Annotated in this window: 18 protein-coding genes; 9 read left to right on the forward strand and 9 right to left on the reverse strand. The window is 61.8% G+C overall.

Annotated elements, in window-relative coordinates:
- Positions 1-5 precede the first annotated feature (5 nt).
- Genes AC629_RS19490 through AC629_RS19520 form a run of 7 tightly spaced genes read left to right on the forward strand, consistent with a single transcriptional unit; the run spans position 6 to position 6,306 of the window.
- Positions 6-932: a branched-chain amino acid ABC transporter permease gene (locus tag AC629_RS19490; RefSeq protein ID WP_084806643.1), complete on the forward strand. Its 927-nt coding sequence runs from the start codon at positions 6-8 to the stop codon at positions 930-932.
- The gene (locus tag AC629_RS19495; protein WP_143199266.1) at positions 925-1,686 is read left to right on the forward strand and encodes an ABC transporter ATP-binding protein; all 762 of its coding nucleotides are present in this window, start codon (positions 925-927) and stop codon (positions 1,684-1,686) included. The genes AC629_RS19490 and AC629_RS19495 overlap by 8 nt, the downstream gene beginning before the upstream one ends.
- The gene (locus AC629_RS19500; RefSeq protein ID WP_143199267.1) at positions 1,679-2,392 is read left to right on the forward strand and encodes an ABC transporter ATP-binding protein; all 714 of its coding nucleotides are present in this window, start codon (positions 1,679-1,681) and stop codon (positions 2,390-2,392) included. Before AC629_RS19495 ends, AC629_RS19500 begins: the two co-directional genes overlap by 8 nt.
- Positions 2,392-3,228 carry an SDR family NAD(P)-dependent oxidoreductase gene (locus tag AC629_RS19505; protein ID WP_084806645.1) on the forward strand — a complete coding sequence of 279 codons (837 nt, stop codon included), beginning with the start codon at positions 2,392-2,394 and terminating at the stop codon, positions 3,226-3,228. Before AC629_RS19500 ends, AC629_RS19505 begins: the two co-directional genes overlap by 1 nt.
- Positions 3,225-3,968 (forward strand): SDR family NAD(P)-dependent oxidoreductase, encoded by a 744-nt coding sequence (locus AC629_RS19510; RefSeq protein ID WP_084806646.1) that lies wholly within the window; start codon positions 3,225-3,227, stop codon positions 3,966-3,968. Before AC629_RS19505 ends, AC629_RS19510 begins: the two co-directional genes overlap by 4 nt.
- Before the next feature lie 2 nt (positions 3,969-3,970).
- A complete protein-coding gene (locus AC629_RS19515) occupies positions 3,971-5,698 on the forward strand; it encodes an FAD-dependent oxidoreductase (protein WP_084806647.1) in 1,728 nt (575 codons plus the stop codon).
- On the forward strand, positions 5,695-6,306 hold the full coding sequence (locus tag AC629_RS19520) for a glutathione S-transferase (protein ID WP_084806648.1): 612 nt from the start codon (positions 5,695-5,697) through the stop codon (positions 6,304-6,306). Before AC629_RS19515 ends, AC629_RS19520 begins: the two co-directional genes overlap by 4 nt.
- A 341-nt stretch (positions 6,307-6,647) precedes the next feature.
- On the opposite strand, the gene AC629_RS19525 is transcribed toward AC629_RS19520, so the two are convergent.
- The 6 genes from AC629_RS19525 to rfbC form a co-directional block, all read right to left on the reverse strand.
- Positions 6,648-7,190, reverse strand: a complete 543-nt coding sequence (locus AC629_RS19525) for a carboxymuconolactone decarboxylase family protein (RefSeq protein WP_084806649.1) — start codon at positions 7,188-7,190, stop codon at positions 6,648-6,650.
- A 15-nt stretch (positions 7,191-7,205) separates the two neighbouring features.
- A complete protein-coding gene (locus AC629_RS48805; RefSeq protein WP_245331924.1) occupies positions 7,206-7,631 on the reverse strand; it encodes a hypothetical protein in 426 nt (141 codons plus the stop codon).
- A 45-nt stretch (positions 7,632-7,676) separates the two neighbouring features.
- On the reverse strand, positions 7,677-7,946 hold the full coding sequence (locus AC629_RS19535) for a DUF2312 domain-containing protein (protein WP_084806650.1): 270 nt from the start codon (positions 7,944-7,946) through the stop codon (positions 7,677-7,679).
- 256 nt (positions 7,947-8,202) lie between these two features.
- Positions 8,203-8,442, reverse strand: coding sequence for a hypothetical protein (locus AC629_RS45440; RefSeq protein WP_143199268.1), 240 nt, complete (start codon positions 8,440-8,442; stop codon positions 8,203-8,205).
- A gap of 95 nt (positions 8,443-8,537) precedes the next feature.
- A complete protein-coding gene (gene rfbD / locus AC629_RS19545) occupies positions 8,538-9,488 on the reverse strand; it encodes a dTDP-4-dehydrorhamnose reductase (RefSeq protein ID WP_349531128.1) in 951 nt (316 codons plus the stop codon).
- Complete coding sequence (gene rfbC / locus AC629_RS19550) at positions 9,485-10,039, reverse strand: dTDP-4-dehydrorhamnose 3,5-epimerase (RefSeq protein WP_084806652.1); 555 nt, start codon at positions 10,037-10,039, stop codon at positions 9,485-9,487. The genes rfbD and rfbC overlap by 4 nt, the downstream gene beginning before the upstream one ends.
- 144 nt (positions 10,040-10,183) lie before the next feature.
- On the opposite strand from rfbC, the gene rfbA reads away from it, so the two are divergent.
- Together rfbA and rfbB are read left to right on the forward strand one after the other, a co-directional pair.
- Positions 10,184-11,071: a glucose-1-phosphate thymidylyltransferase RfbA gene (gene rfbA / locus AC629_RS19555; protein WP_084806653.1), complete on the forward strand. Its 888-nt coding sequence runs from the start codon at positions 10,184-10,186 to the stop codon at positions 11,069-11,071.
- 11 nt (positions 11,072-11,082) lie between these two features.
- The gene (gene rfbB, locus AC629_RS19560; RefSeq protein WP_084806654.1) at positions 11,083-12,183 is read left to right on the forward strand and encodes a dTDP-glucose 4,6-dehydratase; all 1,101 of its coding nucleotides are present in this window, start codon (positions 11,083-11,085) and stop codon (positions 12,181-12,183) included.
- A 69-nt stretch (positions 12,184-12,252) separates the two neighbouring features.
- On the opposite strand, the gene AC629_RS19565 is transcribed toward rfbB, so the two are convergent.
- The 3 genes from AC629_RS19565 to AC629_RS19575 all read right to left on the reverse strand — a co-directional run.
- Complete coding sequence (locus tag AC629_RS19565; RefSeq protein ID WP_084806655.1) at positions 12,253-13,569, reverse strand: HlyD family type I secretion periplasmic adaptor subunit; 1,317 nt, start codon at positions 13,567-13,569, stop codon at positions 12,253-12,255.
- Positions 13,554-15,323, reverse strand: coding sequence for a type I secretion system permease/ATPase (locus tag AC629_RS19570; protein ID WP_084806662.1), 1,770 nt, complete (start codon positions 15,321-15,323; stop codon positions 13,554-13,556). The genes AC629_RS19565 and AC629_RS19570 overlap by 16 nt, the downstream gene beginning before the upstream one ends.
- A gap of 1,302 nt (positions 15,324-16,625) precedes the next feature.
- A partial coding sequence (locus AC629_RS19575) for an Ig-like domain-containing protein (RefSeq protein WP_245331925.1) occupies positions 16,626-19,079 on the reverse strand: 2,454 nt, incomplete at its 5' end.

Consider the following 19,079-nt stretch of genomic DNA (forward strand, 5'->3'; position numbering starts at 1 on the left):
CCGCCATGCGCATCCTCGGCCTTCTCGCGGCAATGGCGGGCTTGATCGTGCTGCCGCTGATTTCCAGCGGCTATGTCGTCTACCTCGCCAATCTGCTGCTCACCTTTACCGTGCTCTGTCTTGGCATGCACATCGTGATCGGCGAAGCCGGCCAGTTCTCGCTCGCGCAGGCGGCGTTCTACGGGATCGGCATCTACACCAGCGGTCTCGCCAACACCGCCTTCGGCTGGCCCCTCCCGCTGTCGGTCCTCGCATCCGGTCTCGTCGCCGCTCTGGTCGGGCTGTGCATCGGCACGCTCGCGCTGCGAATGCGCGACATCTATCTGGCGCTCGCCACATTTGCATTCGGCGAGGCTATGCAATGGGTGTTCCTGAGCTGGACACCGGTGACTGGCGGGCCGAACGGCTTGCGGATTCCGCCGGCAAGCCTGCTTGGCTTCGAGATCGTCAATGACAGGCAGGCCTATCCGGTCGTGCTCGCCATTACGATCCTGATGATCTGGGCGACGGTCGTGATCGCACGGTCACGGCTGGGACGCGCCTTCAGGGCGGTGCGCGAGTCCGAGGTCGCTGCGCTTGCGATGGGGGTTTCGGTCCAGACCACCAAGCTCGCGGCCTTTGCGCTGTCGGCCTTCTTCGCCGGCGTAGCTGGCGCCATGTTCGCGATCTACTCGACCTACATTCATCCCGACAGCCTCGGCTTCCAGACCACGATCCTGGTGCTAACGATGGTGGTCGTCGGCGGGCTTGGCTCCTTCTCCGGCGCGATCGGCGGCGCGATCGTCTTCGGCCTGATCTCGGAGCTGCTACGCCAGGCCCCCTCCTACCAGGAGATTATCTACGGGCTGATCCTGATTGTCTTCATGATGTTTGCGCCGCGCGGCCTGTTCGCGTTCATCGGTGACAACCTCAAGAGGTTTGCCCGTGCGTAAAGAGCTCCTCAAGGTCGAGAACGTCACGGTCCGGTTCGGCGGACTTGTCGCGGTCAACGATTTCAGCCTCAACGTGGCGCAGGGCACCATCCATGCGCTGATCGGTCCGAACGGCGCCGGAAAGTCGACGACCTTCAACTGCATTTCCCGCTTCTATCAACCGACCTCCGGCCGGATCGTGTTCGACGACACAGACATCACCCACGCGCCCGCGTCCGAGATGGCGCGCTATGGCATTGCTCGTTCCTTTCAAAATCTCGAACTCTTCAACGAATTGACCGTGCTGGAAAACGTCATGATCGGCGCGCATGTCCATTGCGGCGGCTCGTTGCCCGACAGGCTGCAGGCCAAGCCGCCGGCCGTGATGCGCCATATCGAGGAGGTGATCGAGCGCACCGGACTTGGTCCCTATCGCGAGCACAAGGCTAGGAATCTCGACTTCGGCCACCAGAAGCTGCTCGAGCTGGCCCGCGCGCTGGCGATCCGCCCGCGTCTCCTGCTGCTCGACGAGCCCGCCGCGGGCTTGCGCAACCGCGAAATTGCGTCCCTCGACCGCTTGCTCACGGATCTTGTCAGGACAGACGGGCTCACGGTGCTGATCGTCGAGCACGTGATGCAGCTCGTCATGTCGATCTCCGACCGGGTCACGGTACTCAACTTCGGCACCAAGATCGCCGAGGGGACGCCGCAGGAGGTGCGCAATGATCCGGCGGTGATCGAAGCCTATCTCGGCAAGGAGGCGGCCCATGCCTGATCTGCTCGAAGTTGAGGGCATTTCGGCCTCCTATGGACGCATCCAGGCCCTGAGCAATGTCAGCCTCAGGATGCCTGCCGGCTCGATCGTGGCACTGCTCGGCGGCAACGGCGCCGGCAAGACCACGACACTCAATACCATCTCGCGACTGGTGCCGTTGACAGCAGGCTCCATCCGCTTCGAAGGCCAGCCGCTCAACCGGCTGCAATCCCATCACGTGGTCAGGGCCGGCATCTCCCAGGTGCCGGAAGGCCGCGAGGTCTTCCGCGACATGAGCGTACGCGAGAACCTCGACATGGGCGCCTATGGCCGCAGCGATCCCGCGGGCGTCCGCAGCGATCTCGAACGCGCTTTCACCTATTTCCCGGTGCTTCGTGATCGGCTGAAGCAGAAGGCCGGCACGCTGTCCGGCGGTGAGCAGCAGATGCTCCTGATCGCCCGCGCCCTGATGGCGCGGCCGCGACTGCTCCTGCTCGACGAGCCTTCGCTCGGCCTGTCGCCGGTTCTGGTGCAGAAAATCTTCGACATCATCGCCCGGCTGCACGCCGACGGGCTCAGCATCCTGCTGGTCGAACAGAACGCGGCGGTGGCGCTGGCCGCTTCGCAATACGCCTACATCCTCGAAAACGGCGAGATCGTGCTCGAGGGCGCCTCCGATGCCTTGCGTCAGGATGAGGCGATCAAGCGCACTTATCTGGGAAGCTGATGACCGCTCGACACGGACGCTTCGCCGGTAAAGCCTTTCTCGTGACCGGAGCGGCACGAGGCATCGGTGAAGCCGTCGCCCGCCAGCTCGCCAGCGAGGGTGCGGACATCGCGGCAGCAGATCTCGACACACAAGGCCTGTCTGCGTTGCAGGCTTCGCTGCAAGCTTCTGGCGCTCGCGTCGTCGTTCGGGCGCTCGACACCCGCGACGCGGTCGCGACCAACTGCTTTGTCGCGGATGCGGTGCGACAGCTCGGCCGGCTCGACGGCGCCATTCCTTGCGCGGGTATCGCCCGCGCGGCAGCCGCCGAAGCCATGGACGACAAGACGTTCTCCGACGTGCTCGACATCAATCTGAAGGGCGTGTTCTACACTTGCCGTGCCGTCGGCGAGACGCTGCTCGCGCAAGGCCGCGGCGCGATCGTCACCATCGCGTCCATCACCGCCAAAGGCGGTCAGCCGGGCCGGGCGAACTATGCCGCCTCGAAATGGGGACTGGTCGGCCTCACCAAGACGCTGGCGGTGGAATGGGGCCATCGCGGCGTGCGCGTGAATGCGGTGGCGCCGAACGGCGTCGACACGCCGATGATCCGCGACGGCATTCCGTCCGCTTTTCTCGACGATGTCATGCTCGACCGCACGCCGCTCGGCCGGCTGGCCGAACCAGCGGAGATCGCCAACGCTATCGCCTTCCTGCTCAGCGACGAAGCCTCCTACGTCAACGGCGCCGTGCTCGAGGTCGACGGCGGACTCACCGCCGGTTTCCTGACCCACCGCCACGGAGCCGATTTCGCGCGCGCCGCCGCCAACACAAAAAACATGGAGAAGAAACCATGACGGATCCTTCCCAGCCACCGCTTGCACTCGTAACCGGCGGCGCGCGCGGCATCGGCAAGGCGATCGCCGCCCGGCTGGCCCAGGACGGTTTCGAGGTCCTCGTCGTCGACCTCGATCGCGAGGCGGCCGAAGCCTGTGCCACCGAGATATCCACGGCCACCGTGACGTCGCGCGCAGCAGCCGTCGATCTGCGTCTGCACGATGCAGTCGCGGCACTAATCGCACGGGAACGGCCGCTATCAGCCCTCGTCAACAATGCCGGCATCTTCGACGAGCGCGCATTCTTTGATCTCACGGCGGAAGATTTCCGGCGCATGTACGAGATCAACCTCGTCGCCCTCTTCAGCCTGTCCCAGTTAGCCGCCGCGCGCATGCAGCCAAGGGCCAAGATCGTCAACATTGCTTCGCGCGCCTTTCTCGGCGCGCGCAACCATGCCCACTACGTTGCCTCGAAAGCTGCCGTCGTCGGCTTGACGCGCGCCAGCGCAATGGAGCTTGCCCCGCGCGGCATCCTGGTCAACGCCGTGGCTCCCGGACTGATCGACACACCGCTTCTGGCAGCGCTCACACCCGAACGCCTGGCGGCACAGCTCGCGCTGCAGCCGACCGGAAAAGCCGGGCGGCCGCAGGATATCGCGAACGCTGTCGCTTTCCTGGCCTCGCCAGGCATGGATTTCATCACCGGCCAGGTGTTGCTGGTCGACGGCGGCAAATCGCTTGGCGGGGGCCTGGGAATCTAGACATGTCAGCAGCTCGGTCCTCACAACACTTCGATGAAGAGCACGACGTCGTGGTCGTCGGCTCCGGTGCCGGGGGAATGGCCGCGGCCCTCACCTCGGCACATCACGGTCTCGATGTTCTCGTCATCGAAAAGACCGACAGTATCGGCGGCAGCACGGCTGTGTCTGGCGGTGCGGTCTGGATTCCCATGAACCCGCACAGCCGCGAGGTCGGGGTCGAGGACAGCCGCGAAGCCGTGCTCGCCTATCTCCAGGCCATACTTGGCAATCGCATGCGCCGCGACATGATCGACGCGTTCCTCGAAGCCGGCCCGCGCATGGTCAGCTTCATGGAGAGCAATACCGCCCTGCGCTTCGTCCCGCGCGCCGTGTCGCCCGACTACCAGTCGAACCTGGAGGGCGCTTCCACCGGCGGCCGCACCATCGATCCGGCGCCGTTCGACGGTCGTGAGCTCGGCGAGCATTTCAACCTGCTGCGGAATCCGATCGCCGAGTTTCTCGTGTTCGGCGGCATGATGGTCGGCCGCAAGGACATCGACAGCCTGCTTGGCATCCGCTCCTCCTGGAGCAATTTTCGCGATTCCATCAAGCTGTTGCTGCGCTACGGGCTGGATCGCCTGCGCTACCCACGCGGCACAAGGCTCCTGATGGGCAACGCGCTCGCGGCGCGCCTGTTGAAATCCGCGCTCGATCGAAAGATCCCGCTGCGGACAGGAACGTCAGCAACCAAGCTGTTGCTGGACGGACCGCGCGTCGTCGGGCTCGAAGTCGAGCGTGATGGACGTGTCTCCCGCATCGGCGCCCGACGGGGCGTTGTGCTCGCAACCGGCGGCTTTCCCGCAGACGCTGCGATGCGAGCCGAACTGCTGCCGCATGCCGATCGGCACTATTCGATGGCTCCGATCGGCAACAGTGGCGACGGCCTCAAGCTCGCGCGCGAGGCCGGCGCATCGATCGAAACGGATAACGTCGGCAACGCGTTCTGGACGCCGGTGTCGGTCATGCGCGACCGCGACGGCCGCGAGATCCGCTTCCCCCATCTCATCCTTGACCGCCAGAAGCCGGGAGTGATCGCCGTCAACCACGCGGGCCGGCGCTTCGTTAACGAGGCGACCTCGTATCACGAGTTCGTCGAGGCCATGCATCGTGCTCATGAGAGCGAGCCGACGATCCCGGCCTATCTCGTCTGCGATGCCAATTTCCTGCGTAATTATGGTCTCGGCCTGGTGCGGCCGGCCGCGCGTTCGCTCTCGCGCTTTCTCGACAGCGGCTATCTCGTTGCGGCCAACACGGTTGCCGAGCTGGCGCGCAAGCTTGGCGTAGATGCCGCCAATCTTGCCGGGAGCGTTGCCCAGATGAACGACGCTGCCGCCAGCGGCAACGATCCTGCGTTCGGCAAAGGCAGCACCGCCTATAATCGCTATCTCGGCGATCCCGCCCACAAGCCCAACCCGTGCCTCGGGCCGATCGAGACACCGCCGTTCTACGCCGTGCGGGTCTTCCCCGGCGACATCGGGACGGCGGCGGGCCTCAAGACCGACGCGAAGGCCCGCGTGCTGGACGACGAGCGCCGTCCCATTTCAGGGCTGTTCGCCTCCGGCAACGACATGAACTCGATCATGGCCGGCGCCTATCCGGGCGCCGGGATCACACTCGGCCCGGCCCTGACCTTCGGCTACATCGCCGGACTAGAACTCGCCAACGCAACGCAAGATGAGGCGCAACCGTGAAGATTTACTATTCGCCCTTTTCACCGTATGTCCGCAAGGTGCTGGTCGCAGCGCACGAGCTTGGCCTTGCCGGCCGGATCGAGCAGCTTCCGAGCGCCGCTCATCCGATCAATCGCGATCAGACCATCATCGCGCACAATCCGCTGGGCCAGGTGCCCACAATGCTGCTCGACGACGGGACGGCTCTCGCCGACAGCCGCGTCATCTGCGAATATCTCGACGATCTCACCGGCGGAAAATTGTTTCCGAAATCGCAGACGCAACGCTGGCGTGCCCTGACCGATCAGAGCATTGCGGACGGCATTCTGACTGCCGCACTCCTCTCGCGTTACGAACTGGTGGTTCGCCCTCCCGAGAAGCTCTGGCAGCCCTGGCTCGACGGTCAGCTGGACAAGGTCGAAACCTCGATCGCCGCGATCGAGAAAACCGCACCCATGCTCGGCGATCGCGTCGACATCGGCACGATCAGCTTCGCCTGCGCGTTCGGCTATCTTGACCTGCGGTTTCCGGATTTCGGCTGGCGCTCACGTCATCCGCAGTCAGCAGCCTGGTTTGCCAGCTTCGAAACGCGGCCGTCGATGCAAGCGACGCGACATCCGGCTGGTTGAACGCCCGAGGAGCCACGTCAGCTAGAATAAGCCAAACCGATCCCTGAGACTTCGGGCAGGCTCGAACGGACTGTCACCTCGACGATGGTCTGTGCGGCCCGGCGCGTCGATTTGGGGACCGGTTCGCGTCATGAGCGATTTTGGTCACGCTGTGCGGTCCATGATCTTTGCGTACGCTGCCAGATGCCGTGGCCTCATTCCTTTAGACCGCTTCCGGCTACGCCTCGCACAAAATTTCGGCGCAGCAGTCCGGAAAAATAGTGGTTGCCCTCGACGACCACGGTCTGGTCGGATTGCGCGATCACGACGTCGTTCCAGATCGCCTTGGGCTTGGCGTACTCCTAACCGAGCATGTCGATCAGCGGACGATAGCCGCGGTCCGCGAGCCGCTGCGCGGCTACGCCCACGTAGGCCGGGTCGAGTTCGATGCCGAGGCCCTCGACAAGCCTGTTCATCAAGTTGAACAGGGCCACCGTCGCGACCAGGTGGTAGTACGCCTGGCCGTCCCACCCCGCGGCGAAGACCGCATCGACGTCGGACTTCGTCACGCTATCGGCCCGCTCGGTGAGCTTAGCTGCGACGGTCAGCACGGGCCGCATCTTCGCTGGAATATCCGCCTTCGCATCGCCGGCCAGCAATGCGGCGACCGCCCCTTGCGGAACGCCGAGACGTTCGGCGGTCGCCGTGTGCACGCCGTAGCAGTACCGGCAACCGTTCAGGCCCGACACGTAGGCCGCGATCATCTCGCGTTCGGCCTCGGTGAACGGCGATGGCCCGCGCAGCAGCGCTTCGTGGAATTCGAGCAGCGGACGGTTCGTCTCCGGAAAGGCCTTGAAGACGTCGAGCAGCGTGGCCTTGGCAGGCAACGACGGGAGATGAGCCATGGAGATCCTTTTCGGCTAGTCGCGGATCGAAGGGCGCGGCGCGATCCATTGCATCATGTGGCGTCCGAACAGGCCCCCGAGTCCGACGAACATCATCGCCGTGCCGATGTTGAACATGATTATCATAAATGTCGCGTCTCCCGAATGGAAGAGCGACAGGGCCGTCGTCATCTCCTTGAGCCTGACTAGTTGTACCGCCTTGCGCTGCATGGGGGAACGCTCGTCGATCGCCTTTTCGAGTTCGAATCTGTCGGGTCTCTCTTCGCCGCGCTCGCTACCCTGGCATGCAAAGTGACCCGCTCGAGCGACTTGTTCTTTTGCCTCACTACTGCCGCTTGCCCACAAGCGATGGACGATCAGCCGATGCGCGCTACGGCTTAGCTGGTTGGGACCCCATGATTGGACGGCAGAAGGTTTGCCGCATCGCACGGAGAGTTCCATGCGATGCGATCGCGCTCATGCGCTTGGTTGAATTCTTGCGGGGCCTCACGCCGCCTTCGCGGCCTTGTCTGCCGGGGCGGCGTCCATGGCGCGCATGTAGAGATCGAGCAGTGACTCGCGCTCGTCGCGCTCGTCCTGGTCCTGCTTGCGAAGCTTGATGATCTCCTTGAGTATCTTGACGTCGAAGCCCTCGCCTTTGGCTTCCGAAAAGACTTCCTTCTTCTGCTCGTTCAACTCCTGCAGCTCGGTGTCCAGGTTCTCGATCCGCTCGACGAAGGAACGAATTTTTCCGCCGGGAATGGTAATGTCTGACATGGTGCTTCCTTGCTGAATGAGGCCGTGAAAATGAGAGCAAAGAGATAACTAATTTCTTAACCAGGGCCGGTTCGAAGACCTGCGTCTGGTCGCCATTTACAACACGTCAGGGGCGAGGCAAACGCCACCTAAACGCACACCGCGTGTCGCGGTGATTTCCGGCGAACCAGACTTGCTGCAGCTAGTCAGGGTATTGATCAGAACTCGCGGGCCCCTATTGCGCCCCTCCTCTGCGAACTACGCCCGGTTCGGTGTTCTACCGAGCCTCGGACCGGATCCAGGTCACGCCGTTGCCAAAAATTCGCGAGATCTCTGCCTCATTGCGGACGCCTACCCCGCCAAGCTGCTCCACGGCGCCCGGCAGGTCGCGGCTGCCAGCGATGGCCAGGTCACCATCCCACAGGCTGCGAAGCTGGCGTTCTGCATGAGCGAGGACATTGTCCGGCACGTCCTTGAGGGCAAGCGGAAGCGCAAGTTCAAGCTCGCCGGCGAGCACGGCTACATGCCCCTTTTGCTCGACCTCGAGGAAGTCCGCGCCCTGGTGCTTCGACGTGCACCAGAACTATTAGATCGTCTCCGGAGAAAAAATGATCAGCGCCAACAGGCAGAGCCGCTCGCGTAAGCAGGACACATAGCTTTTACTCTTTCGAACCGAACGAATTCGTCAAGTTCGATGGTCAAGGCATCTCGCCAATGGGGCATCGCTATCCCGAAATGGTCATGCAGCCGGCTGAGATCGAGGCGCGAGTTGGCGGGCCGCGCCGCCTTTGTGGGGAATTCGGACGTTTTGATCGGGACGATCGCCTCAACGGGAAAGGTCATTCCGCGCGATCTCAATCCCTCGACGATAGCCACAGCGAACTCGTGCCAGCTCGCCTCGCCACTACAGGTCACGTTGACAACGCCTCCTTTTGCAGCAAACAGCTGATCGAGATTACCCGCGTGCTCACGCAATACAGTCATCACGGCGTTGGCGACAGATCTAGCGCTCGTCGGCGCGCCGACCTGATCTGCGACGATCCTCAGTTCCTTGCGTTCACCTGCGAGTCTTGCGATCGTCCTCAAGAAATTGAAGCCATGTGCCGCATATACCCAAGAGGTGCGGACAATCAGATGCGCCGCGCCAGACGCCTGGATGGCGACGTCGCCGGCGCGCTTGCTGGTCCCGTAGACCGAAAGCGGGTCCGTCGGATCGTCCTCCATGTGCGCGCGATCGCCACTTCCCGCAAACACATAGTCAGTGGAGAAATGGATCATCGGAACGCCACGCGACGAAGCCCAGTTCGCTATTGCCTCGGGCCCCCTGGCATTGATGAGAATGGCAAGCTCGCGTTCATCTTCAGCGCGATCGACGGCGGTGTAAGCCGCAGGATTGATGATCAGATCAGGCTGAAGCTCATCAAGCTTGCGCCCCAACGTGTCCGGTCTGGAAAGATCGAATTCGGCGGTCGAAGGTGTCGCGACGGTTCCCAGCTCTCCGAGCATCGGCAAGAGTGCGCCACCGACCTGCCCGGCTGTGCCAGTCAACAATATCCGCATCATACCTCTCCATAGATTGGCAGCTCGCGGACGTTCGAGAGCACAGGCGCCTGCGCATCCTTTTCCGACAGATTCGGCCTCTCCAATCCCCACTGGATACCGATCGTTTCATCGTTCCAGCGAATGGAAAGCTCGTCCTTCGGACTGTAAAACTCATCGCATTTGTAGAAGAAATCCGCGGACTCGGAGAGGACGACGAAGCCATGGGCAAATCCTCGCGGAATCCAAAGCTGCCGCCGGTTCTCCTCGGACAGTTCAACGGCGACGTGCCGCCTGAAATGGGGGCTGCCGATCCGTACGTCGACAGCCACATCGAGCACCCGCCCCCGCAACGCAGTAACCAACTTGCCCTGGGGGTTGGGAAATTGCAGGTGCAACCCCCGCAGCACGCCACGAGCTGAACGAGAAAGGTTGTCCTGCACGAATGGGCGGCCCAGGCCGGCCCCCGCATAGCGCTGATATTGGTACGCCTCCAAGAAAAAGCCGCGTGCGTCGCCACAAACCTTTGGCTCGAAAATCAAAACGTCAGGGATATCAGTGGCAACGATATTCACCTTGTCACTCGACCATTATTAAAAAAATCCAATTAAATATATCGAAATAAATATAGACATGCAATCATATTAAATGTAGCAATTCATATATTTGATTTTGGAAGTCAAGGCATCATTTGCGACACGATTAATTCGGGAGCAGCGATGAAAGGAATCATTCTCGCCGGCGGCACCGGCTCGCGTCTTTATCCAGTCACCGCTGTGGTGTCCAAGCAGCTCCTGCCTGTCTTCGACAAGCCAATGATATATTATCCGCTCTCAACGCTGATGCTGGCGGGGATAAGAGATATCCTCATCATCTCCACCCCGCAGGACAAACCTTTATTCCAACGCCTGCTGGGCACGGGCGCAGAGATCGGGCTCCGCTTCGAATACGCGACCCAGGAAACGCCGCGCGGGCTGGCAGACGCTTTCTTGGTTGGCCGAGACTTCGTAGGCTCGGACCCCGTTGCGATGATTTTGGGCGACAATATCTTCTACGGGCACAGTCTTCCCAACATGCTGTCGGCCGCTACCGTTCGCTCGAAGGGCGCGACCATTTTCGGCTATGTGGTCAATGAGCCGCGGGCCTATGGCGTGGTTGAACTCGACCGGACGGGCCGGGCAGTGTCGATCGAAGAGAAGCCAAAGCAGCCGAAGTCCAATGTTGCGGTAACGGGTCTCTACTTCTACGACAACGACGTGCTCGATATCGCCGCGAAGATTAAACCTTCGGCGCGAGGCGAGATCGAGATCACCGACGTGAACAGGGCATACCTCGAACGGGGCGATCTTTTCGTCGAGGTGCTCGGCCGTGGGTTCGCCTGGCTCGATACCGGCACACACGACTCACTGGTCGATGCAAGCCATTTCGTTCAGATCCTGGAGCAGCGACAAGGGCTGCGCATCGCCTGCCCCGAGGAAATCGCGCTGCGCCAAGGGTATATTTCACTGCGACAGTTCGAGGCAGTCGCTGAAAGGTCGGACAAGAGCAGCTACGGCGAATACCTGAGGTCCGTCGCGCGCGACTACGCGCGCGCGCTGATCCGGTAGGGAGGCGGTGTATGCGGTTCGACAAGTTCACGATTTTTGTCACTGGCGGAGCGGGATTCATCGGCTCCGCGCTGATCAGGCATCTGCTGCGGGACACGCAGGCTCGCGTGGTCAATATCGACAAGCTTACCTACGCAGCCAATCTCGATTCGCTGCCATGTGCCAAGGGCCACCCGCGCTACGCTTTCGAACAACAGTGCATCTGCGAGAGCGAGGGTCTACGAAACCTGTTCGACAAGTATCAGCCCGATGCGGTGATGAACCTGGCTGCCGAAAGCCATGTCGACCGCTCGATTGATGGGCCGGGCGAGTTTATCCAAACCAACATTGTCGGCACATTCACGCTGTTGCAGGAGGCGCTGCGATACTGGCGCGCGATCCCGCCCCGGAGGCGAAACACCTTCCGCTTCCTGCACATCTCCACTGACGAAGTCTTCGGCTCGCTCGCCGATGACGGCTACTTCACGGAGAGCACGGCCTATGCGCCGAGCTCCCCTTATTCGGCGAGCAAGGCCGCATCTGACCACCTCGTACGGGCATGGCGCGAAACCTACGAACTTCCCACGCTGATCACGAATTGCTCCAACAACTATGGCCCCTATCATTTCCCCGAAAAGCTCATTCCCCACTTGATCATCAGAGGTCTTGCCGGAAAACCTCTGCCTATCTATGGAGACGGAAGCAATGTCCGGGATTGGCTCTATGTAGAAGATCACGCCAGGGCCCTCTCGCTCATACTGGAGCGTGGCAAGGTCGGAAGCACCTACAACATAGGTGGCAGGAACGAGAGGACCAACTTATGTGTGGCCGAGACCATCTGCGACCTGCTCGACGAGCTCTCTCCCAAGGAATTCCCGCACAGGGACTTGATCTCATTCATTGAAGACCGTCCCGGCCATGATCATCGCTACGCAATCGATGCTTCCAAACTCGAACACGAACTCGGCTGGCGCGCTCAAGAAACCTTCGAGACCGGCATCATGAGAACGGTGCGTTGGTATATGGACGAAAGACCATGGTGGCAGGCGATACTAGCAAGGGGTTATGAACTTAGAAGAATCGGACTGCAGCCCGGACCGCGTCAGACTCATTCTGCGGAACAGACCCATTGATGCGCCACCCCTCAACTTGCTCGGAGTCGTTCCCCACGTGAACAGAAAAACGGGTCAAGTTGGTCGATCTCAGCGCTCCTTGAACGCGCGCCCGGCCTGATCGCGTAACGGTTTGATCAGGTACGACAGCGTGGTTCGCGCGGGCGTCTTTATGAAAACATCGACCGGCATGCCCGGCACCAGCTTGGCCGATCCAAGTCTCGCAAGTTCCTCCGCCTTGAGCAGAATGCGCGCCGTGTAAAAACTCGCGCCAGTCCGCTGTTCCTGCGTCAGATCCGCCGACACCATACTCACCTCCCCGTCGACCTCTGGCGTCGTTTTCTGGTTGAACGCTGCGAATTGCATGGACGCGCTTTGGCCCACATACACCTGATCGATGTCTCGCGGCGCGATCTTGACTTCAACCGCGAGGGCATCCGAATCCGGCACTATGAGCATGATCTGCTCGCCAGGAGCAATCACACCTCCCACGGTGTGGACGGAAAGCTGATGAACGCGGCCGGACTGCGGCGCGCGAATATCGATTCGATTGAGCTGGTCCACCGCCGCGGTCTTCCGTTCGGTGAGCTCGGAGAGCTTGGAGCGTGTTTCGATGAGATCCTTGCCGACCTCGGTGCGCAGGTCCTGATCGATCTGGATGATCTGAAGCTCGATCTCAGCGATCTTTCCTTTTGACTGCGCCATCATGCCGCTCAACTGGCTCCGTTCGCCTTCCAGCCGAGCGGTGTCGCGCTCAAGCGCGGTCAGGCGCGTAATCGGCACGAGGTTCTTTTGGAAGAGCGTCCGGACGCCCTCGAGCTCCTGGCGGATGAAGTCGACCTCCTTCTGCTTGGCCTCCGCCTGCCCGGCATAACCCTTGATCTCATCCTGAAGCTGGGCCTTACGCTCCTTGAGCTGAGACTTCTGGCCGTTCCGGGATTGCCGGCGCAGGTCGAACAAGGTGCGCTCCGCCGAGATCGCACGCCCCGCCTCCAGACTACTGTCTTTCGCTCGTTCGAGCAGGGCTGCAGGAAACACAATCGATTCAGCGCCGTCGCGCTCGGCCTCGAGGCGCGCCTGGCGGGCGAGCAATTCGTCGAAACTCTTGGTGACGATCGTTGCACTCGCAAGCGTTTGTGTCTCGTCGAGCCGGATCAGAATGTCTCCGGCCTTCACTTGGTCACCGTCGCGGACGCGCAGCTCGCCGACAATGCCGCCGGTGGCGTGCTGAACCTTCTTCACGCTCGAATCCACCACGACGACGCCTTGGCCGATCACGGCTCCGGATAATTGGGACGTTGCGGCCCAGCCGCCGATACCGAAGGTAACGAAGCCGACCATGAACATGCCGATGACGATGTAGCGCTGGATGGACTGCAGCGCCGGTGTTGCTACTTGGCGATCCATCGTCCGCCTCCCTGCTCGTCTGCCACCACCCTGAGCGGGGCTGCCGGTCTCAGCACCTTTTTGAGAACCTCCTCCTTCGGCCCAAAGGACTGAAGCCTTCCCTCGCCGACCACCAGGACATGGTCGACCCCTTCGAGGGCCTTTGGCCGGTGCGCAACCACGGCAACGATGCCGCCGCGCCGGCGAACGCTCAGAACGGCTTCCGTGAGCGCTTCTTCACCCTCGGAATCGACGTTCGATGTCGGCTCGTCGAGCACGACCAGGAAAGGATTGCCGTAGAGCGCCCGGGCAAGCCCGATGCGTTGCCGCTGACCGGCGGACAGGGCCATTCCGCCTTCCCCGATCTTGGTGGCATAGCCGTCTGGAAGCGAGAGTATGAGATCATGCGCGCGGGCTGCGTGCGCGGCATCCAGCACTGCCTGGGATGTTGCTTGAAGATCGAAGCGCGCAATGTTGACGGCAATGCTGCCCTCGAACAGTTCGACATCCTGCGGCAAATAGCCGATGTGTTTGCCCAGCTCATCGCCTGGCCACTGCTCCAGCGCCGCATTATCGAGCTTGACCGTGCCGCGCAGCCGTGGCCAGACGCCGACCAGCGCACGAACCAGCGTCGACTTGCCTGATCCACTGGGACCAATGATTCCGACGGCTTCGCCACCCTTCAATTTGAACGAGATGTCCGAGAGGATCAGCTTCTCCGACTCGGGGGCCGCGACATAGAGCTGATCCACCAAGAGCGCCTCTTTGGGCGCGGGCAGTCCGAGACGCGCAACCTCGTCGGGCAGGAGCTTCAGCAATCGATCCAGCCGATCGGCCGACTGTCGGGCGCCGATGAAGCCCTTCCAGTTCGCAATTGCCACCTCTACCGGGGCGAGTGCCCTTGCCGTCAGGATCGAGCCGGCGATGATGATGCCAGCGGTCGATTCCTGGTTGATGACGAGGACCGCGCCGACCGCGAGAACAACTGACTGCAGAAACGAGCGAAAGAACTTCGAAAGCCCGCCGAGCCCGCTCGCAACATCGCTCGCCCGCTCATGCGCCGAGAGATACTTGCTGTTGACATCCTGCCAACGCAGCGCCGCCTGCCGTCTCATTCCCATCGCCTGCAGGACCTCTGCGTTTCGCCGCCCCTCCGCCGCGAGCGCGTTGCGCGTGACACCGAGGCGCGAGAAGGCCTTTGTCGGGCCGCGCGTGCGCGTCTCCGTCAGGACTGTGATTCCGACCAGCACGAGCGCGCCGGCCAACGAGGTCATGCCGATCCAGAAGTGGAACAAGAAGCAGATACCGAGATAAATCGGCATCCAGGGCAGATCGAAGAGCGCGGTTGGCCCGCCCCCGGACAAGAAGCTGCGAACCTGGTCAAGATCGCGCAATGGCTGCAGGCCATCACCATCACTGCGAGTCTTGAGCGGCAGGCGCACGACCGAGTCGAACACACGAAGCCCAAGCCTCTCATCGAAATAACGTCCGATCCGAACGCTGACCCGGCTTCTGACCAGATCGAGACCGCTCTGGAACAGATAAAGCATCATCGCCAGCACCAGCAGCGCGATGAGCGTCGGAATGCTGCGACCGGGCAGCACCCGGTCATAAACCTGAAGCATGAAGAACGAGCCGGTAAGCATCAAGAGATTGCTCAGGCCGCTGAAGACAGCGAGGCTCCAGAATATCCGGCGGCAGGATACGAGAAAGGTAGATATCTCGGATCGAGGATCATCATATTCGTCCGGCTTCGCAAGCTTGCCGGAGAACATCCGCCGCCGGATGAGTTCGATTGCCCGCTCCGACTCGCGCTGGGCCCGCTCCGCCAATATGCCCACAGCAGCCTTGAATACCGCGAAGTTCGAGACCTCGATTTCAGCCACATCTCTGTTGCTCGCCGGTCCGTTGCTGGCCGGCCGGATCTCGCCACGCCTTCCTAAACCACTCATGGCAGTTGTCCCCTGAATCAGGCCTCTCAGAGATTTCTTGAAGGCCGATCTCGATTACTGTTTGAGCCGCTCAGACCATTGACCATCACATCAGCGCATCGATATGCGCCATTCTGCGGTCGAAGATCGTAATAACTACGCGCCGCCCAAAAAATTGCATTACCACCCGACCCACATCCGAGGTTGGTGTCCGGTGTGGTCTTTTTTAAGACGATTCCTCGACCTCACCCAAGAACGGTTCGGGCGCAAGTGAGGCAATTATCCACTGCAGCCGCTAAGAACGGCTAATCCGGATATATCCAGCTTTATCAATGTCCATTTATCGCCCCCCTCTGAATGGCTCGAATTAAATCGAGAAACGTCGATCGAAAGAACTTTAAGCGGTGACAATATTGTTGGCGTCTGGTGCGGGCTGCAGGACCGAGCCGCAGTCCATCGACCCCGGAGTCCCCATCGCCAACTACGCCTGACCGCTCGCGTAATTGGCTGCCCCGCCATCATTCAACGTCAGTCGGCGTGCCCGTCACGGTTACGGCCGAACTCATGTTCAGCGCGAACGTAACGGTTTTGCATCCCAAACAATATCGTCCACCAGCGGGGACTGCCATCTCAGGGCCCTCCCACTTTAATTCTCTTAAACACATTAAATGCGACTATTCAATATTTTGGGATGTTCTGAGCGGCTGCTATTTCGCTGCTGAGACGGACTGGGCTGCCGCACCGGAGCGGAATATCGACCGGATCCAGATCGGGCGTGAACCAGCGGCGTACCGGGTAAGCGAGCGCCAAAGCTCCAACCCAGATCCCAACCCGGGTCCAAAATCTCGGTTACCGATAGAGCGGAAGCACAGGCTGCCGCGGCCCGGACGCCGGACAATGGTTCGCGAGACCGACAGCGCCTACGTGGTGCGAATTCACTGATCAGTCCTGACCTCGATACCCACGCGGCCCGCGCCGTCTGAGCTCAATCGCGGCTGGTCGCACCCATGATAACAGGCCGAGGCTGACGTGTTCGCGCTCATCCGAAACCGTCGCGTACCCGCGGCACTCCCGGAAGGTGGGTGACCGGGTAGTCAATGCCGGCGAAATTCTGATTCGGGCGATCGCTCGCCCCTCTTTTGCTCGCTAAGCGAAATGGAAGTCGTGGCTGTTCAGTGCGCCGACCTTCGTATTCTTCAGAGTCAATGTGTCCGCACCAGCAGATATAACAACGTCCTGACCGACCTGTTGTGCGTGAGAGAGCACGCTCGCGAAGCTGTCGAACACGTTGGGGCTGAACTGGATCGTGTCGTGCCCTCTGCCTGCCGCAGCGAAGTCCTTGATGACGTCGTTGCCGAAGTTGGGCGCGAACACGAACGTGTCGGAATGACCGTTGCCGACGAAGAGATCATTGCCACTGGTGCCGGCCAGCGTGTTGCCCGAGTTCGAGCCGACGACGGCCCGCCCCGAGCTCGTGGCAACGGCATGGCCGCTGCTGTCGACTTCCTGCGCCTCGAACGTATGCGTGCCGAAGGACAGGTTGGACGTGGTGAAGTTCCAGGTCCCGTCGGCGCCGACCTTGACCGTGCCGACCGACACGTCGCCGTCGTAGAGCTTGATCTGGCTGTTGGCGTCACCGGTACCGTTGATCGTGGCGGTATTGTTGCAGTTCGCGTTGATATCGGTGAAGGCGACCGACGCCGTTGGGGCCGTCGCGGAGTCCACGGCCACGTGCCTGGCCGCGGAGAAAGCGCTGACATTGCCGGCGGCGTCGGCCGCTGACACGGAGAAGCTGTGGCTGCCATCGTTAAGGTGACCGGTATCGAAAACCCAGGTCCCCTTGCCGTCTGCGGCAACGGTGCCGATCTGCTTGCCGCCATCGAAGATCTTGATGGTGCTGTTGGCCTCGGCCGTTCCCTTCAACATGAGATCGTCGAGCGGTGTCGTGTTGCCGACCGCGGCGCCGCCCTGCGAGTAAACCGCCATCTTCGGCGTGCCAGGCGCGTGGCTGTCGATGGTGACGGACAAGGCGGAGGATGCCGCGCTGGTATGACCTGACGAGTCGGTATCGGTCGCCGTCAGGTTGTGGGTGCCATCGTTCAGCGTGGACGTGGTCAACGTCCAATGGCCGCTGCCGTCCGCCTTGCCGATGCCGACCTGCTTGGTGCCGTCGAACACCTTGATCAAGCTGTCCGCGAGCGTGGTGCCGGTGAGCGTCAGCGTCTTGTCGCTGGTGATGTGATCTCCGGCGATGCCGGTGTCATTCGAGAATTTGGCAATGATCGGCGCAGCCGGCGGGGCCGGCGCCGGGATCACCGGATCGAGCGGATGGGATTTTGCGCTGACGTTGCCAGCGGCATCCGTGGCCGTCGCTTTCAGCACGTGCGAGCCGCTAGACAACGCGCTCGTGGTGACACTCCAGTCTCCATTCGCGCCCGCCGTCGCGGTGCCGACAACCTTCGTTCCGTCATAGACCGTGATGCTGCTGTTCGCTTCGGCGGTTCCGGACAGCAACACGTGATTGGTGTTCACGATGGAATCGCTGGCCAAGACCGGCGCAGTCGGCGCATGTGTATCCACCGTTATCGAGAAGGCGCTGGACGCGGCGCTGGTCTGGCCAGACACGGTCGCGGTCGCGGTCAGATTATGAACGCCGTCGCTCAGCTTGGATGTTGTCAGCGCCCAGCTGCCGCTGCCATTAGCCGTTGCCGTGCCGACCTGCTTGGTACCGTCGAACACCTTCACAGTGCTGTTTGCCGCGGCGGTGCCGGTCAGGGTCAACGTGTTGTCGTTGGTGATGTGATCGCCGTCGACGCCGCTGTCAGTCGAGAACTTGACGATAGTCGGCGCGCTCGGCGCCAGTGCCGAAACCACCACAGAGACGACTGCCGAGGCTGTGCTGATATTGCCGGCCACATCCACCGCCTTCGCCGTGAGACTGTGATCGCCGACGGCCAGCGACGACACCGTGACGCTCCACGCGCCGCTGGCGTCGGACTTGACCGTGCCGACCTGCTTGGTGCCGTCGAAGATGTTGACGGTGCTGTTGGCTTCGGCCGTCCCTTTCAACAGGTATGCGCCGCTGCCGGCCGCCGTCGACGACGAGATCACGGGTGCGTTCACCGTGGTATCGATGGTGACGGACAGCGCGGCGGACGAGGCGCTGGTCAGGCCCGAGCTCGTGCCGGTGGCCGTGAAATTGTGACTGCCGTCAGCCAGCGCCGCTGTGGTAAACGTCCACGCACCGCTGCTGTTTGCGGTTGCCGTGCCGATTTGGTTTGGCCCGTCGAAAACCGTGACCGTGCTGTTGGCCGCGGCGACGCCGGTCAGGGTCAAGGTCTTCTGGTCGGTGATTCCGTCGCCAACCAAGCCTGTGTCGGGCGAGAACGAGGCAATCGTCGGCGCCACCGGCGTCGAGGGGATCGTCACCGCCAGAGCTGCAGACGCCACGCTGGTATTGCCGGCCACGTCCGTCGCCTTGGCCGTGAAGCCGTGGCTGCCGCTCGCGAGGCTTCCGGTGGTCAGGGTCCACGCACCACTGCTGTTGGCGGTCGTCGTTCCGACCTGGCTCGTTCCGTCAAACACCTGAACCGTGCTGTT

It is taken from the genome of Bradyrhizobium sp. NAS80.1, assembly GCF_001908205.1.
Lineage (GTDB): Bacteria > Pseudomonadota > Alphaproteobacteria > Rhizobiales > Xanthobacteraceae > Bradyrhizobium.

What these genes read in the sequence shown, in the direction of transcription:
- rfbB (WP_084806654.1), top strand. Translation starts at nt 11,083, where the DNA reads ATGCGGTTCGACAAGTTCACGATTTTTGTCACTGGCGGAGCGGGATTC.
- AC629_RS19525 (WP_084806649.1), bottom strand. Translation starts at nt 7,190, where the DNA reads ATGGCTCATCTCCCGTCGTTGCCTGCCAAGGCCACGCTGCTCGACGTC.
- rfbD (WP_349531128.1), bottom strand. Translation starts at nt 9,488, where the DNA reads ATGATGCGGATATTGTTGACTGGCACAGCCGGGCAGGTCGGTGGCGCA.
- AC629_RS19510 (WP_084806646.1), top strand. Translation starts at nt 3,225, where the DNA reads ATGACGGATCCTTCCCAGCCACCGCTTGCACTCGTAACCGGCGGCGCG.
- AC629_RS19535 (WP_084806650.1), bottom strand. Translation starts at nt 7,946, where the DNA reads ATGTCAGACATTACCATTCCCGGCGGAAAAATTCGTTCCTTCGTCGAG.
- AC629_RS19505 (WP_084806645.1), top strand. Translation starts at nt 2,392, where the DNA reads ATGACCGCTCGACACGGACGCTTCGCCGGTAAAGCCTTTCTCGTGACC.
- AC629_RS19515 (WP_084806647.1), top strand. Translation starts at nt 3,971, where the DNA reads ATGTCAGCAGCTCGGTCCTCACAACACTTCGATGAAGAGCACGACGTC.
- AC629_RS19570 (WP_084806662.1), bottom strand. Translation starts at nt 15,323, where the DNA reads ATGTTCTCCGGCAAGCTTGCGAAGCCGGACGAATATGATGATCCTCGA.
- rfbA (WP_084806653.1), top strand. Translation starts at nt 10,184, where the DNA reads ATGAAAGGAATCATTCTCGCCGGCGGCACCGGCTCGCGTCTTTATCCA.
- AC629_RS48805 (WP_245331924.1), bottom strand. Translation starts at nt 7,631, where the DNA reads ATGGAACTCTCCGTGCGATGCGGCAAACCTTCTGCCGTCCAATCATGG.
- AC629_RS19490 (WP_084806643.1), top strand. Translation starts at nt 6, where the DNA reads ATGCGCATCCTCGGCCTTCTCGCGGCAATGGCGGGCTTGATCGTGCTG.
- AC629_RS19500 (WP_143199267.1), top strand. Translation starts at nt 1,679, where the DNA reads ATGCCTGATCTGCTCGAAGTTGAGGGCATTTCGGCCTCCTATGGACGC.
- AC629_RS19565 (WP_084806655.1), bottom strand. Translation starts at nt 13,569, where the DNA reads ATGGATCGCCAAGTAGCAACACCGGCGCTGCAGTCCATCCAGCGCTAC.